This is a genomic window from Streptomyces sp. NPDC030838 (assembly GCF_055572035.1).
The window spans coordinates 118,575-133,548 of sequence record NZ_JBVIED010000007.1; the positions used below are offsets into that span (position 1 = coordinate 118,575).

A 14,974-nucleotide genomic window follows, 5' to 3' on the forward strand; every position below is an offset into this window, starting at 1 on the left:
GGGCTTTCCAGAGTCGGGAGAGAGGTGACCGCATGCCCGGAAGCAGGACGAGGAGGTCCTGTGTCACGGCGGTCGTGCTCGCACTGTGCGCGGTGCTGGCCGGCTGTTCGGGCGGGGCCGGATCGAGCGGTACGGACGGCAAGGTGGTGCTGCGGTACAGCTGGTGGGGCAATCCGGACCGGGCGGCCAGGACCGAGGAGGCGGTCGCGCTCTTCGAGCGAGAGCACCCCGGCATCGAGGTGCAGACCTCCTTCTCCGGTTACGACACCTACAAGCAGAAGCTCGCCACCCAGGCGGCCGGCGGTGACGCCCCGGACGTCATGCAGCTCGACTACCGCATGATCGACCAGTACGCCTCCGGCGGTGTGCTGTACGACCTCGGCCGGCTCGGCTCGGTGCTGCGGACGGACGAGATCGACCCGGGGCTGCTGGCCTCGGGTACGGTCGACGGAAAACTGTATGCGGTCGCCCAGGGACGGGGCACCGAGGCCATCGTCTACGACGCCGAGCGCTGGAAGGCCACCGGTATACCGTTGCCCGGCGACAGTTGGACGTGGACCGAATGGGCCGACACCATGCGCGCCCTCGCCGAGAAGACGGGCCGGCCCGCCGCCACCGACCCCGGCCAGAGCGAGGACGCCTTCGAGGTGTGGCTGCGCGGCCGCGGGAAGGCCCTCTACACCGAGGACGGCGGACTCGGCTTCACCGCCGACGATCTGACCGAGTGGTGGACCTTCACCGACAAGCTCCGCCGCGAGGGCGTCGTCTCGCCGGCCGAGCAGACCACCCAGCTCGACGGCACCGTCGAGAACACCCCGCTCGGGCGCGGCAAGGCCATCGTCGACATCAACTGGGACGCGCCCGCCAGCGGTTTCGTCCCGCTGGTCGGCGAGGGCGTGACACTCGCGCCGATGCCGACCGGCGAGGACGGCACGCCCGGCCAGTACTTCAAACCGTCGATGTTCATGGGCGTCGCCGCCGACACCGGCCACCCGGAAGCCGCCGCCCAACTCGTCGACTTCATGCTCAACGACCCCGCCGCCGCGAAGGTCCTCGGCGCCACCCGCAGCCTCCCGGTGAACGCCTCCCTCCGCGAGGAGATCGCCCCGGACCTCACGGACTTCGACAAGGTCATCTACGACTACCAGGCCACCGTCGAGGGCGAACTCGACGCCCCGCCGCAGGCGCCCCCGTCGGGCGACAGCGCCCTGCAGACCACCTTCCAGCGCGACTACGACCAGGTGTCGTACGAGCGGATGTCACCGCGCGAGGCGGCCGAGAACTACCTCACCGAGGCGAGGGCGGAGCTGAGGTCATGACCACCACAGAGGCGGCAACCACCGCCGCACCTGCCGGACGGACCACCGCCACCGGCACCCCGCGCAGGCGCCGACGCGAGGGCGCCGCCTGGGTGTTCCTCTCCCCCTGGGTGCTCGGCGCCGCCGGCCTGACCCTGCTCCCGATGGCCGTCTCGCTCTACCTCTCCTTCACCGACTACGACCTGTTCAACCCGCCGAGCTGGGTGGGCCTGCGCAACTACACCCAGATGTTCACCGAGGACCCGCGCTACTGGCGCTCGGTGGCCGCGACGCTGACGTACGTCGTCATCGCCGTACCCCTCCAGCTCGCCCTGGCCCTCGCGGTGGCGCTGGCGCTGAAGTCGGTGCGGCGCGGCCGGGGCTTCTACCGCTCGGCGTTCTACGCGCCGTCGCTGCTCGGCGCCTCGATGTCCATCGCCCTGGTGTGGCGGGCCATCTTCAACGACGGCGGCACGGTCGACAACCTGCTGGGCACCGGCGGCTGGGTGAACAAGCCCGGCTGGGCGCTGCTCGCGGTGGCGCTGCTGACGGTGTGGCAGTTCGGCGCGCCGATGGTGATCTTCCTCGCCGGACTGCTGCAGATCCCGGGCGAGCTGTACGAGGCGGCGGCGGTGGACGGGGCGAGCCGGTGGCGGCAGTTCCTGCACATCACCGTGCCGATGCTGTCCCCCGTGCTGTTCTTCAACCTGGTCCTGCAGACCATCCAGGCCTTCCAGGTCTTCACCCCGGCCTTCGCGGTCAGCGCGGGCAAGGGCGGCCCGGCCGACTCGACGCTCTTCTACACGCTCTACCTCTACGACCGCGGCTTCGTCGCCTCCCACATGGGATACGCCTCCGCGATGGCGTGGGTGCTGCTGATCGTCATCGGCGTGGTCACCGCCGTGCTGTTCCGCACCTCGCGCTCGTGGGTCTTCTACGCCGCCGACACCGATGGAGGAGCCCGATGACCACGGCAACTCCCGCCGCGCGCAGGGCGATTCCCTGGCGGCGCGTGGCCCTGCACGCCGGCTGTCTGGCCGCGCTGCTGGTGATGCTGTATCCGCTGGCCTGGCTGCTGGCCACCTCGCTCAAGCCGGCCGACGAGGTGATCGCCAGTCTGCGGCTGCTGCCGAGCCGCCTGGAGTGGGCGAACTACGACACCGCCCTGGACGGCGTCAACGACGTCTCCGTGGCACGGCTGCTGTCCAACTCGCTGCTGATCGCGGGCGGCGCGGTGGTCGGCAACGTGCTGTCGTGCTCGCTCGCCGCGTACGCCTTCGCCCGGCTGCGGTTCCGCTTCCGCGGACCGCTGTTCGCGTTCATGATCGCCACGATCATGCTGCCGCACCACGCGGTGCTGATCCCGCAGTACATCATCTTCAACCAGCTCGGCATGGTGAACACCTACTGGCCGCTGGTCCTGCCCAAGTTCCTGGCCACGGAGGCGTTCTTCGTCTTCCTCATCGTGCAGTTCATGCGCGGGCTGCCGCGCGAGCTGGAGGAGGCGGCCCGGATCGACGGCTGCGGCCCGTTCCGCAGCTTCTTCCTCGTCGTCCTGCCGCTGACCCGGCCCGCCCTGATCACCACCGCGATCTTCACCTTCATCTGGACCTGGAACGACTTCTTCACCCAGCTCATCTACCTGTTCTCGCCGGAGAAGTTCACGCTGACGCTGGCGCTGCGGGCGTTCGTGGACGCCTCCAGCCAGTCCTCGTTCGGCCCGATGTTCGCGATGTCGGTGATCGCGCTGCTGCCGATCGTGCTGTTCTTCCTCGCCTTCCAGCGGTTCCTGGTGGAGGGCATGGCGAGTTCGGGGGTGAAGGGATGAGCGCCGGGCGGACGACCCGCGAGCCGGGTGAGCTGTTCGGCCCCCGGGCGACCCTCTTCGCGGACGTGCTGAGCGTGGGCCTGGCCACCGCCGTCGCCTGTCTGCCCCTGGTGACCGCCCCGGCCGCGCTGTCCACGGCCTGCGCGGTGCTGCGCGGGGTGCGCGAGGCACGGCCCGCCACGGCCGGACGGTACGCGGCCCTGCTGTGGCGGCGGCTGCGGGCCGGGGACCTGGTCGCGGGTGCGCTGGCCCTCGCGGGCGGGCTGCTGCTGGCCGCCGATCTGGCGCTGGCGGGCGCCGGGTTGCCGGGCGCTCCGCTGTTCGCGGTGGTCGCCGGGGCGATCGGCGCGGGCGCCGCGGTGGTGGGCCTGCGGGCCTGCGCCCGGCCCGAGTCGGTGACCGACTGGCCCGCCGCGGTGCGCGCCGCCGCCCGGGACGCCGTACGTGACCTCGGCGGCAGCGCCCTCGTCCTGCTGGCGCTGGCGGCTGCCGTGCTGTGCGGCTGGATGCTGCTGCCGCTGGCCTTCCTCGCACCGGGACCGCTGGCCCTGGCCTTGACCGCCGTGGACGTGCGGCGGCTGTGACAGCCGTGAACGTACGGCAGCCCTGAGCGCCATGGACGTACGGCGGCCCTGACCGCCGTAGACCCACTACGCACGAGACGTACGAGACGTACGACGTTACGAGACGCACGAGACGTTCGACAGGAGACCGCGTGATCGCCCGCAGAACCTTCCTCGCCTCCACCGCCACGGCCACCGCGGCCGGCGGGATCGCCGCGCGGCCCGCCGCCGCCGAACCCCGTACCGACGACGCGTTCCTCGCCCTGCTGACCGAGGCCGCCGACGCGCGGGTCGCCGGGTTGCTGAGGACGTACGGGGAGACCATCACCGATCTGCGCGATCGCGGCCGGGCACGGGCCGCCGCCCGTGCGCTGCGCACGTTCACCTCGGTATACGTTCATCGGGATTCCGCATACCATCACGCCCCCGCCCTGCTCGGCCCGCTCCGGGAACTCGCCGACACGCTCGCCGAGGAGCAGTACGACGACGGCCTCTACGACCAGGGCGCGGTGCACTCGCCGCCGGACACGGCGTTCTCCGTCGTCGACCTGAACATCGCATACAGTCTGCTGGATCAGGACGACCACCGGCCCACCGAGGCCGTACGCGAGGTCGTCGAGGGTGTCCTGCGCAAGGCGGGCCCCGGCCTCGCGACCGGCGGGGTGCACACCGCCAACCACCGCTGGCTGGTCTGCTCGGCGCTCTCCCGTGTCCACGACCGCTGGCCCGACCCGTCCTACGCCCGCCGGATCGACGCCTGGCTGGCCGAGGGCATCGATCTGCTGCCCGGCGGCGAGTACAGCGAGCGCAGCCCCACCTACTCGGCGGTGGTGACCAACCCGGCGCTGCTGACACTGGCCCGCCATCACGGCCGTACCGACCTGTACGCGGCCGTCCGGGCCAACCTGAAGGCCACGCTGCACGTCATCGAGCCCAACGGCGAGATCGAGTCGGTGCACTCGCGGCGGCAGGACCAGACGGCGCTGCGGTACCTGCCCGAATTCTGGCTCCAGTACCGGGAGATGGCGATCCGCGACGGCGACGGCCGGTTCGCGGCGGTGGCGGCGCTGCTGCACGAGCGCGGCACGGACCAGACGTTCGGCGAGACCCCGCTCGGCGACCGGCTCGCGGAGGTGCTGGACCGGCCCGAGCTGGCCCGCCCGCTGCCCCGGCCGAGCGCCCTGCCCGAGCGCTACGTGCACCACGACACCGACTGCCGGCTGGTGCGGGTGCGGCGCGGCACGCACACCGCGACCGTCTTCGGCGGCACCGACTTCCCCGAGGTGCGCGCCATCTCCTCCGGCCTGTCCACCAACCCCACGTTCTTCAAGATGCGCCGGGGCGCGGCGATCCTGGACTCGGTGCGGCTGTCCCCGCAGTTCTTCTCCACCGGCCACTTCCGGGCCGAGTCCCTGGAGCGGACGGACCGCGGGTGGCGGCTGTTCGCCGAGGTGCGGGCCGCGTTCCACCAGCCGCTGCCGCCCCAGCACCGCAGGCCCGACGGGGACTATCCGCTCACGAACGACGGACGCTTCTGGTCGGCGATGGACTTCCCGCACCGGCCGAAGGAGTGGCGGACCCTGCGCACCGAGGTGCTGGTGCGCGAAGCCGGCGACGGGCGCTGGGAGCTGGACTTCGACGTGTCCCAGTCCGCGGTGCCGCTCGCCCTGGAGCTGTGCTTCCGGCGCGGCGGCACCCTCACCGGCGACGGGCTGGAGCCGGTCGCGGGCCAACCGGACACCTACCAGCTGGTCAGCGGGGAGGCCGCGTACACCGTGGGCGAGGACCGGATCGTGTTCGGCCCCGGCAACGGCAAGGGCGGCAAGCAGCCGCCGGTCGTCGAGCCGGGCGAGCGCTACACCTGGATGAACGGCTCCCTCACCCCGGACGGCGTCCGGGTGCTCGTCACCGGCCGTTCCCCGCTGACGTACCGGCTCACCCTCCGCTGATCCGATCGGCCCCGTCCCGGTTGCGGGCCTCCCGGGCCGGCCGTCCGATGGAGCCGGGTACGAGTCGCAGGGAGGCAGCATGCCGGGACGGCGGTACAGCCGGGGGGTCGCTGTCGTGGCGGTCCTGGCCGCCGTCGGCGGCTGCGGCTCCCTGGCGGAACGCCGGGACGCCGTCACCGCCGAGGTCACCCGGTTCGAGCGGCTGCTCGCCGCCGGACGGTACGCCCCCCTGTGCGCCGCCCTCGCCCCCGCCACCCGGGAGGAACTGGAACAGACCGCCAAGGCCCCCTGTGTACGGGCGCTCGGCGAGGAGAAGCCGGCCGCGGGCGGCGCGGTGCGGCGGGTGGACGTCTACGGCGGGCAGGCCCGGGTGGTGCTGGAGCACGACACCGTCTTCCTGTCCCACTTCCCCACCGGCTGGAAGGTGACCGCGGCCGGGTGCGTGCCACGGCCCCAGCGGCCGTACCAGTGCGCGGTCAAGGGCGGGTGAGGATCGTGAGGACGCTCTTCGCCACCACCCTGATCGTCATCGCGGCCGGGCTGGCGTACTTCCTGGCACTGGGGCTGATGAACCGGTGAACCGCGTCGCGCGCTTCCTGCGCCACAACAGCCTCGGACTGGCCTTCCTGACCGGCTTCCTGATCACCTTGGCCGGTCAGGCGGTCTCCGGGCACGCCGACTTCAACAACCAGCTCCGCTCCGATGGCCTGGCGACCGTGAGCTTCGCCGCCTACATCGCCTCCTCGGACTTCGCCGTGGACGTCACCGAGAACTGGCAGTCGGAGTACTTGCAGTTCTTCCTCTACATCTTCGGCACCGTCTGGCTGCTCCAGCGCGGCTCCCCGGAGTCGAAGGAGCTGCACAAGGCGGGGACCGAGTCCGACAAGGACCAGATGGTCGGCGAGCACGCGCGGGACGACTCGCCGCGCTGGGCCCGGGACAAGGGCTGGCGCGGGCTGCTCTACTCCCGCTCCCTCGGCATCGTCATGGGGACGATCTTCCTGGTGTCCTGGCTGGCCCAGTCGGTCACCGGCGTCGTCGCCTACGACGAGCAACGGCTGCGGCAGCTGGAGGCGCCCATCTCGTGGGGGGCGTACCTCACCTCCGCGGACTTCTGGAACCGCACCCTGCAGAACTGGCAGTCCGAGCTGCTGGCGGTCGCCTCGATGGCGATCCTCTCCATCTACCTGCGCCAGCGCGGCTCCCCCGAGTCGAAACCGGTGGGCGCGGCCCACCACGCCACCGGCGTGGAGGGCTGACCGGCACGATTGGGCCGTGTCCCGCCCGGGCACTCGACCGGCCGTGACCGCGCCACGACGGATTCTGCTCACCGGGTGGTTCAGCTTCCGGGACGGGGAGGCGACCGCCGGGGACGTGCTGGCGCTCGCCCGGGTCGAGGAGGTGCTCGAGCGGGCGGGGTGGGCGTACGACGTCGTCTGGAGCCCCGGTTTCCGGCCCGCGGCACCGCATCTGGACGAGGTGCGGGCCGAGCGGTACTCCCATCTGGTGTTCGTGTGCGGTCCGTTGCACGGTCCGCAGATCGAGCGGCTGCACCGGCGGTTCGCGCACTGTGTGCGGATCGCGGTGGGCACGTCCGTGCTCGACCCCGGCGCGCCGGCCGTCACCGGGTTCCACCGGGTGCTGGCCCGGGACGCGCCGGGCGCCGGGCCGACCACCGATCTGGCGGCGCGCGCACCGGCAGCACCGGCCCGGCCCGTGGTCGGGGTGATCCTCACCCACGGGCAGCACGAGTACGGGCCGCAGCGGCGGCACGACCTGGTGGCCGAGCGGGTGACCCGCTGGCTGGTCGGCAAGGACTGTGCGCGCCTGGAACTGGAGACCCGGCTCGACACGCGCGACTGGCGGCTGTGCGCGACGCCCGCGCAGCTGGACGCGATCCTCGCCCGGCTGGACCTCGTCGTCACCGACCGGCTGCACGGCCTGGTGCTGGCGCTGCGCGCGGGCACCCCCGCGCTGGCCGTCGACCCGGTCGCGGGCGGCGCCAAGGTCACCGCCCAGGCCCACGCCTGCGGCTGGCCCGCGCTGCTGCCCGCCGAGGGGGTCGACGCCGGTGGGTTGGACCGGTGGTGGGAGTGGTGTCTGGGTGCGGGGCGGGAGGAGGCTCGGCGGGTGCGGCGGGAGTTCGCGGCGGGCGGTGTACGAGATGCCGCCGACGATCTGCTGTATGCAATCGACGGTCGCCGGCAGACCGCGTAACGGGGTGGTGCAGACGGTTCGCTGTATGCACTCCTCGGCATCCACTCGGCGGTCGCTTGTACGCGGTGCTCGTATGCGTTCGACGGTGTTCCGGCTGCTGTGTCGCTGGACGGAGCTGAGCGTTTGCCGCGCGGAGCCTCGGGGACCGCAGCCGCGGCCCGCGCACCGAACGCGGCCGTGGCCCCAAGGGCGAACGCCCGGAGGGCGGCGACTGAACGAGGGCCGACCGGGCGTCGGCCCTCGCTTCGCTCAAGCTCCCCCACTCAGCTCCCCCTACGGCTCCCCGTAGCTTCTGTCCGGCGCCAGCGCCCGGGCCACGGCCGCGAGATCGGGCACGACCCGTACGCTGGCCTCCGTCGTCTCCTCCTCCGGGCGCGTCCGCCGCGTCGTCGGTACGAGAAGGGCCTGGGCGCCCGCCCGGTGCGCGGCCTCGGCGTCGGCGGCGCTGTCGCAGACGAGGGCGCAGGCGGCGGGGTGGGTGCACAGCCGTCCGGCAGCCCACAGCAGCAGGGTCGGTTCGGGGGCACAGCAGTGGCAGTCCTCGTCGGGGGCGTGCGGGCAGACCGCCCAGACGTCGAAGGGGCCGAGGAGTTCGTCGACGCGGGTGTCGACCCGGCGTGTCTCGGCCTCGGTGAGCGGCCCGCGCAGGGTGAGGACGCCGGTGCGCAGGCCGTGCCGGCGCAGATGCCACAGGGTCTCGGCGGCGCCGCGCACCGGGCGGACGTCGTCGGGGGACCGGGGGGCGTCCTCGACGAGTACACCGTCGCGGTTGAAGAGCACGGCCCGGACGCGGGTCATCCGGCCACCTCCCGCCAGGGCGGCGCGTCGCGGTGCCGCCAGCTTCCGGCGAGCCGGTGCCAGGTGGCGGCGGGCGGGATGAGCACGCTGGTGACGAGCAGGGTCGTGACCTCCTCCGGGATGCGCGGTCCGGGGGCGATGCGCGCCCGGGCCAACGCGGCGGTGCCCGCGGCCCAGCCGAGCCCGGCGGCCAGGGCGGCCTCGCGATGTCGGGCCACGGCGAGCGCGCAGGCGGTGGTACCGGTGGCGGTGACGGCGAGCGACGCGGCGGGGCGGCTGGGCGGGGCGACCGCCCGGTGCCACCAGCGGGGGCCGTGCAGCCGCCGCATCAGGGCGTCGTCGGCGTGGCGGCGCTGGGCGCGCAGCGAGGCCCAGCGGTCGGCCGGGGGCACGGGCATCCGGCTGGTGCGGCGGCCCTGCCGGATGCGCAGCCCGGCGTCGAGCAGCCGTAGCGCGAGGTCGATGTCGGCGCGGTGGGCGCTGCGGAAGCGTTCGTCGAAGCCGCGGGCCTGTTTGAGGGCGTCGGTGCGGTAGGCCATGTCGGCGGTGCTCCAGCGCGCACGGGCCCGGGCGGCGGTCTCGCGCTCGGCCTCGGTGGGGGCGCGTCCGCCGGGCAGGGGTACGGCGATGACGCCCTGGCTGCCGGCGATGTCGGGGGCGTCCGCGGCGAGGTCGCGGTCGAGCTGGGCGCACCAGTGCGGGCCGGGCTGGACGTCCTCGGCGAGGAAGACGGCCCACGGGGTGGTGACCGCGCGCAGGCCGGTGTTGCGGGCGGCGGCGGGGCCGCGGCCCCCTCCGGCGAGCACGGTGGCGCGCGGGCGCAGGTCGCCGAGGACGTGCAAGGGGTGGTCGAGGGAGCCGGGTTCGGGGTGGGGCCGGTCGTCGACGAGGACGATCTGCCGCGGTTTCGGTCCGATGGAGGCGGCGAGCGCGCCGAGGCAGTCGGCGAGGGAGTCGCGGGCGAGGGTGGGGATCACCACGGCGTAGGCGGTCATGCGCGCCCCCTTCCGGCGTCGGCTCCCCTGGCGCGAACCGCTCGCGAACCGCTCGTGAACCGCTTACGGAACTGCTCGCGAACTGCTCGCGAAGTGCTCTTCCGCGGGTGCCAACGTGCGGCCGGATCAAACGCCGGAGCGGGCTCCGGGTAGGCCAGAGGCACTATAAACCGCGCGTATACACGCGATGTATAGTCCCGGCATGCCTTCTGCGACCAAGAAGATGAAAAGACGGGGGACCGGGTTCCGAACGGCGGCGATCGCCTCCGCGGCCCTCTCGCTCACGCTCGTGCTGACGGGGTGCACGAGCCTCGACACCACCGCCCCGAGCAGCGTCCGCGCCCAGGCCGCGGCCGGCGCCCAGGCGGCCGGTTTCGGCACCGTGGACTGCCGCCGGGCCAAGTGCATCGCGCTCACCTTCGACGCGGGCCCCAGCGAGCACTCCGCCCGCCTGCTCGACATCCTGAAGGACAAGCGGGTCCCCGCGACCTTCTTCCTGCTCGGCAAGCGGCACATCGAGAAGTACCCGGAGCTGGTGAAGCGGATGGCCGACGAGGGCCACGAGGTCGCCAGCCACACCTGGGACCACAAGATCCTCACCAGCCTCGGCGAGGACGAGATACGCGAGGAGCTGGAGCGCCCGAACGAGGCGATAGAGCGCCTGACCGGCCGCCGCCCGACCCTCATGCGCCCGCCCCAGGGCCGTACCGACGACACCGTGCACGAGATCTGCCGCGAGCTCGGGCTCGCCGAGGTGCTGTGGACCGTGACGGCGAAGGACTACACCACGAACGACTCCGCGCTGATCGAGAAGCGGGTGCTGGAGCAGGCCGGCCGCGACGGGATCATCCTGCTGCACGACATCTACGACGGGACCGTGCCGGCCGTTCCCGGGATCATCGACGCGCTGAAGGAGCGGGGGTACGTCTTCGTGACCGTGCCGCAGCTGCTGGCGCCCGGGAAGGCGGAGCCGGGAAAGGTCTACCGCTAGGGAGCGTCGGCGTCGGCGCCTCCCGCCGGTGGCGAGCGACATGCTGCCTCATGTGGCAGGTTGGCGTAGGTGGGCGTACACCGCTGAGGCCCCGCGGGTCACAGCAGGCGATACGGGAGTCGACCAGAACCAGGACTGCCACATGAACGCGCAACCGCCCCGGCGCCCGCTGTGGCGCTCGGAAGCCGCCCGAGGCACGGTGACCCGAGCGGAGCTGTTCCTTGATCTGGTGTTCGTGTTTGTCATCACCCGGGTGACTCACGAGGTGGAAGCGCATCCCGGCGCCGAAGGGCTCCTGCGCGCCCTGCTGCCCCTGGTGGTCCTGTGGTGGATCTTCCTGGGCTTCGGATGGCTCACCAACGCGGTACGGCCCGACGCCGTCGAAGTGCGGCTCGTCCTGACGCTGGCCATGGTCGCCTTCTTCGTCCTGGGCCTCGACCTGCCCTTCGCCTTCGACAGGAGCGGCCTCGCCTTCCCCCTCGCCTATCTGGCGGTCGTCCTCATCCACTGCCTGCTCTACCTCACCTCCAGCGAACCCTCCGCACGCCGCGCCATCCGCTTCAGCTTCCCCTTCAACACGGCGGCGGGACTGCTCATCCTGCTGGCGCTGTACGTACCGCCCGGCTGGTCCTGGGTGTGCTGGGGCATCGCCGTCCCCGTCCTCTACCTGCAGCCGGTCCTCGTCCGCATGCAGGGCTTCGTGGTCGAACCCCACCACTTCGTGGAGCGGTACGGACTGATCCTCCTGATCGTCCTCGGCGAATCCCTTGTCGCCATCGGCATCGGAGCAGGCGGACAAGCCGTCGACGCGCGGCTGGCCGTCGGTGTCGCCCTCGGCATCGCGCTCGCCGCCGGCATCTGGTGGGTGTACTTCGACGAGGACGAGGACCGCGTCGCCACGGCCCTGGAACGAGCCGGCCTGGCACGGCGGCAGACGATGGCCTGGCTGTTCGGGATCGTCCTCCTCGTCATGGTCATCGGCATCGTGCTGATCGCCGCGGGCATCACCGACGCGCTCCACCACTTCGGCGGTCACGCGCACGCGTGGTGGCTCGGCTGCGGAACCGCTCTCTTCCTGCTGGGGCACGCGGCTCTGAGGGCCGTGTTCGGTACCGGGCGAGTCAGAGACCGGCTGATCGGCGCCACCGCCGCGGTCCCCCTGGGCTGGGCCACCTCGTTCGCCGGCTGGGCGCCCATGGCCGCCATGACCGCCGTCCTGGGGACCGTCGCGGCGGTCGACCGCCTCACCACGAAAGCCCCTGAGCCGCCGGGCGACGTCGACACGGGCGCCCAGCCCGGCTAGACGCTCCGTGGCCGACGGGGCGCCGTCCTCTCCGCGACCTTCTTGGCCGGCTGCTTCTGGTCGGCGGCCTTTTCGGCGGAGGTCTTCTTCGGTATCCCGCGCACGTCGCGGGCAGCCTTCGCGCGGGCCACGGACTCCTGAAGGGCTGCCACCAGGTCCGGCGCCGGGGAGGGCTCCGGTGGCTCGGCGAGCTCACGGCCGGCGATCTTCGCGTCCACGAGTTGTTCAAGGGCGTGACCGTAGTCGTCGTGGACGTCGCCGATGTCGATGCCGGTGAGTTCCCGGATCAGCACCTCTGCCAGCTCGAGCTCCTGGTCGGTGACCGGCGTGCAGGGTGCGAGGTCTCCGGGGTCGCGCAGCTCGTCCCGCCAGAGGAGCGTCTGAAGGACGAGCATGCCGTGGCGGGGGCGGAGCAGCGCCAGGCGCTCCCGGCCGCACAGGGCGACCTCGGCCACCGCGACATCGCCGGTACGGGCGAGTGCCTCGACGAGCAGGGCGTACGCGCGGTCGGCCCCCGGTCCGGGACCCGCGTAGTACGGCCGTCCGTAACTGATCGGGTCGATGTCCTCGTAGGGCACGAAGCCGAGCACGTCGACGATCCGCGTTGTGGGCAGCGGCAGACGGGCCAGGTCCTCCTCCGTGAGCGGCACCGTGCGCCCGTCCGCCAGGGCGAACCCTTTGCCGACCTGTTCACGGGGGATTTCCCGGTTCTCGGCCTCGCAGAAGCAGCGCTGCTCGACGCGGCTGCCGTCTTCGATGTGGATTTCGTGAAGGTGCACAGGATGCTCCTCCGTGGCCGCGTACAGCCTGATCGGCAGCGCGACCAACCCGAACCGGATCATCCCGGACCACGTGGCCTCCACACCTCCAGCGTCATCCACCGGCAGGTGACGCGCATCCCGGTCGCGCGCACCCCGGAGAAGGGTGCCGGCAGCGCTCGGCTCCCCGCGGGAGCGGGAGCGGAGCGCTGCGCAGGCGGCGAGGTCGCGTCACGCGACGGCGGTCCCCTCGAGTTCGACCATCTGGCCGGGGATCGCCAGCCGTGTCACCCCGAGCATCGTGGTGGCCGGGGAGACCCCGGCGGCGCCCAGCCGCGACGCCAGCACGCCGTAGTGCGAGAACAGCAGATCGACGTCGGTGGTGTAGACGTTGAGCCGGACGAGGTTCGCGAGAGACATGCCGGCCTCGCCGAGCACGGCCTCCAGGTTGTCGAGGCTCAACGCCAACTGTGCGGCCATGTCACCGTCGTGCCGGGGCTTGCCGTCATCGCCCATCGCGGTCTGTCCGGAGCAGTACAGGGTCCGGGTGTGCCCGGAGACGAGCTCACCCTGGTTGAACCCCATCTCCACCGACCACGTCACCGGGTTGACCGCCGTTCGTTCCACTGCCACATCAGCTCCATCGGATTCATCGGGAGTACGTACGTCCATCGGCGCGGTGGTCGCCATCGCCCCGACGTCCGACGAGCCTTCCAACACATCACGACACCCTTGGTCATGTATTCGATAAGGTCCTCGCATGCGCGCCGATCGGCTGGTCTCGCTGGTGCTGCTGCTGCGTCAGCGCGGTCGGCTGACCGCGGAGACGCTCGCCCGCGAGCTGGAGGTGTCCACCCGTACCGTGCTGCGCGACATCGAGGCGCTGTCCGCAGCCGGCGTCCCGGTCTACTCCGAACGCGGCCGGCACGGCGGGTTCGCGTTGCTGCCCGGTTTCCGGACCGAGCTCACCGGACTGAACCACGACGAGGCCCTTGCCCTGCTGACCGCCGGATCGGCGCGCGGCGAGCAGGTGTTCGGCCTCGGCTCGGCGCTCGCTTCGGCCATGCGCAAGGTGGTTGACGCGCTGCCCGAAGACCATCGGGTCAGCGCGAGCGACGCGGCGCAGCGACTTCTCGTCGAGCCGGAGACCGACCTGCTCTCACGTCGGCCGGTCACCGAGGAGGTGCCCGGCGCGACCATGCTCGAGATCCGGCGCGCGGTGCTCGCCGGACACAGACTGCGCATGCACTACGCGGCCACGGGCCAGACGGCACAGTGGCGCACGGTGGACCCGATCGGCCTGGTCACCGTACGGGAGCGGGGCTACTTGCTGGCCACGAGATCCGGTGCGGACCGCACCTACCGGCTGTCGCGGGTGCTGGCCGCCGAGGAACTCCCCGAACCGGCACAGCGACCGGACCGGGTCGATCTGGACCGGGTCTGGCGGGAACGCTGCGCGCGGTTTCTGTCCAGCGACCACATCGCCGTGCTGATACGGGTGACCCCGGGGCGGCGGGAGGATCTGCTGAGCATGGCGGTAGCCGTCCGCGCCGCGGAACGCGAAGCAGACGGCCGGCTGCGGCTGGAGGTGACGTTCCAGGATCTACGGCACGCCGAGTGGGCCCTGTGGCAGCTCGGCACGGACGCGGAGGCCTTGGCCCCGGGGGCGTTGCGCACTTCCCTGCGCGAGCGCGCCGCCGCGATGGCCGCCCGCTACGGAGACGCGTCCTGAGGGGCAGTCAGGGCACCTCGACTCCACCGTCTGCCGCTGGCCGCCGGGCGGCTCCCTAAGATCGTCCCGTGGTCACCTTCACCCTGGAGCGCACGGCACCGCTCCCCCTGCCCGAGGCCTGGCGCCGGCTCACCGAGTGGCCGCGGCACGCGGACGCCGTACCGCTGACCCGCGTTCGGGTGCTGACTCCCCCGCCCAGCGGGGTCGGGACGGTCTTCGTGGCCCGTTCGGGCCTCGGCCCGCTCGCGGTCGACGACCGGATGGAGGTCACGGTGTGGCAGCCGCCGGGCGAGGACACGCCCGGCCGGTGCCGGCTGGAGAAGCGCGGCCGGGTCGTCCTCGGCTGGGCGGAGCTGGAGGTCCGGCCGGGCCCCGGCGGGCGGGCGCGGGTGATCTGGCGGGAGGAGCTGGGCGTACGGCTGCTGCCCGCCCTCTTCGACCGGCCACTGGAGGGGGCGGCGCGGGCGGTGTTCGGGCGGGCGGTGAACCGGCTGCTGCGGCAGCCGTGACGCGACCAGGCGGGTGACGCCCCGTCAGGCCAC

Annotated in this window: 16 protein-coding genes; 12 read left to right on the forward strand and 4 right to left on the reverse strand. The window is 72.5% G+C overall.

Annotated features, from left to right (window positions below):
- Positions 1–32: 32 nt before the first annotated feature.
- From ACZ42A_RS20025 to ACZ42A_RS20060, 8 genes are all read left to right on the forward strand, one after another.
- A complete protein-coding gene (locus ACZ42A_RS20025) occupies positions 33–1,319 on the forward strand; it encodes an ABC transporter substrate-binding protein (RefSeq protein ID WP_468528567.1) in 1,287 nt (428 codons plus the stop codon).
- Positions 1,316–2,266, forward strand: a complete 951-nt coding sequence (locus tag ACZ42A_RS20030; protein WP_468528568.1) for a carbohydrate ABC transporter permease — start codon at positions 1,316–1,318, stop codon at positions 2,264–2,266. Before ACZ42A_RS20025 ends, ACZ42A_RS20030 begins: the two co-directional genes overlap by 4 nt.
- Complete coding sequence (locus ACZ42A_RS20035; RefSeq protein ID WP_468528569.1) at positions 2,263–3,126, forward strand: carbohydrate ABC transporter permease; 864 nt, start codon at positions 2,263–2,265, stop codon at positions 3,124–3,126. Before ACZ42A_RS20030 ends, ACZ42A_RS20035 begins: the two co-directional genes overlap by 4 nt.
- Positions 3,123–3,710 (forward strand): hypothetical protein, encoded by a 588-nt coding sequence (locus tag ACZ42A_RS20040; protein ID WP_468528570.1) that lies wholly within the window; start codon positions 3,123–3,125, stop codon positions 3,708–3,710. Before ACZ42A_RS20035 ends, ACZ42A_RS20040 begins: the two co-directional genes overlap by 4 nt.
- Before the next feature lie 131 nt (positions 3,711–3,841).
- Entirely contained in the window at positions 3,842–5,638 is a 1,797-nt protein-coding gene (locus tag ACZ42A_RS20045) for a hypothetical protein (RefSeq protein WP_468528571.1), read from the forward strand.
- Positions 5,639–5,717: 79 nt separating this feature from the next.
- Positions 5,718–6,128 carry a hypothetical protein gene (locus ACZ42A_RS20050; RefSeq protein WP_468528572.1) on the forward strand — a complete coding sequence of 137 codons (411 nt, stop codon included), beginning with the start codon at positions 5,718–5,720 and terminating at the stop codon, positions 6,126–6,128.
- An 85-nt stretch (positions 6,129–6,213) separates the two neighbouring features.
- Entirely contained in the window at positions 6,214–6,897 is a 684-nt protein-coding gene (locus tag ACZ42A_RS20055) for a DUF6766 family protein (protein WP_468528573.1), read from the forward strand.
- Positions 6,898–6,940: 43 nt separating this feature from the next.
- Positions 6,941–7,855, forward strand: coding sequence for a polysaccharide pyruvyl transferase family protein (locus tag ACZ42A_RS20060; RefSeq protein WP_468528574.1), 915 nt, complete (start codon positions 6,941–6,943; stop codon positions 7,853–7,855).
- A gap of 273 nt (positions 7,856–8,128) precedes the next feature.
- On the opposite strand, the gene ACZ42A_RS20065 is transcribed toward ACZ42A_RS20060, so the two are convergent.
- Together ACZ42A_RS20065 and ACZ42A_RS20070 are read right to left on the reverse strand one after the other, a co-directional pair.
- Positions 8,129–8,653 carry an HAD-IIIA family hydrolase gene (locus ACZ42A_RS20065; protein ID WP_468528575.1) on the reverse strand — a complete coding sequence of 175 codons (525 nt, stop codon included), beginning with the start codon at positions 8,651–8,653 and terminating at the stop codon, positions 8,129–8,131.
- Positions 8,650–9,648, reverse strand: a complete 999-nt coding sequence (locus ACZ42A_RS20070) for a glycosyltransferase family 2 protein (protein WP_468528576.1) — start codon at positions 9,646–9,648, stop codon at positions 8,650–8,652. Before ACZ42A_RS20070 ends, ACZ42A_RS20065 begins: the two co-directional genes overlap by 4 nt.
- A gap of 223 nt (positions 9,649–9,871) precedes the next feature.
- Between ACZ42A_RS20070 and ACZ42A_RS20075 the strand changes: the two genes are divergently transcribed.
- Together ACZ42A_RS20075 and ACZ42A_RS20080 are read left to right on the forward strand one after the other, a co-directional pair.
- Complete coding sequence (locus ACZ42A_RS20075) at positions 9,872–10,639, forward strand: polysaccharide deacetylase family protein (RefSeq protein WP_468528776.1); 768 nt, start codon at positions 9,872–9,874, stop codon at positions 10,637–10,639.
- Between the two features lie 142 nt (positions 10,640–10,781).
- Complete coding sequence (locus tag ACZ42A_RS20080; protein WP_468528577.1) at positions 10,782–11,942, forward strand: low temperature requirement protein A; 1,161 nt, start codon at positions 10,782–10,784, stop codon at positions 11,940–11,942.
- Here ACZ42A_RS20080 and ku read toward each other — a convergent pair.
- Both ku and ACZ42A_RS20090 read right to left on the reverse strand, forming a co-directional pair.
- The gene (ku, locus tag ACZ42A_RS20085; RefSeq protein ID WP_468528578.1) at positions 11,939–12,823 is read right to left on the reverse strand and encodes a non-homologous end joining protein Ku; all 885 of its coding nucleotides are present in this window, start codon (positions 12,821–12,823) and stop codon (positions 11,939–11,941) included. The genes ACZ42A_RS20080 and ku overlap by 4 nt on opposite strands.
- A 108-nt stretch (positions 12,824–12,931) precedes the next feature.
- Entirely contained in the window at positions 12,932–13,327 is a 396-nt protein-coding gene (locus ACZ42A_RS20090; protein ID WP_468528777.1) for a RidA family protein, read from the reverse strand.
- A gap of 133 nt (positions 13,328–13,460) precedes the next feature.
- Here ACZ42A_RS20090 and ACZ42A_RS20095 point away from each other — a divergent pair, with 133 nt between their 5' ends.
- Both ACZ42A_RS20095 and ACZ42A_RS20100 read left to right on the forward strand, forming a co-directional pair.
- Positions 13,461–14,432 carry a helix-turn-helix transcriptional regulator gene (locus tag ACZ42A_RS20095; protein WP_468528579.1) on the forward strand — a complete coding sequence of 324 codons (972 nt, stop codon included), beginning with the start codon at positions 13,461–13,463 and terminating at the stop codon, positions 14,430–14,432.
- 68 nt (positions 14,433–14,500) lie between these two features.
- Positions 14,501–14,941, forward strand: a complete 441-nt coding sequence (locus ACZ42A_RS20100) for an SRPBCC family protein (protein WP_468528580.1) — start codon at positions 14,501–14,503, stop codon at positions 14,939–14,941.
- Positions 14,942–14,974: the final 33 nt, after the last annotated feature.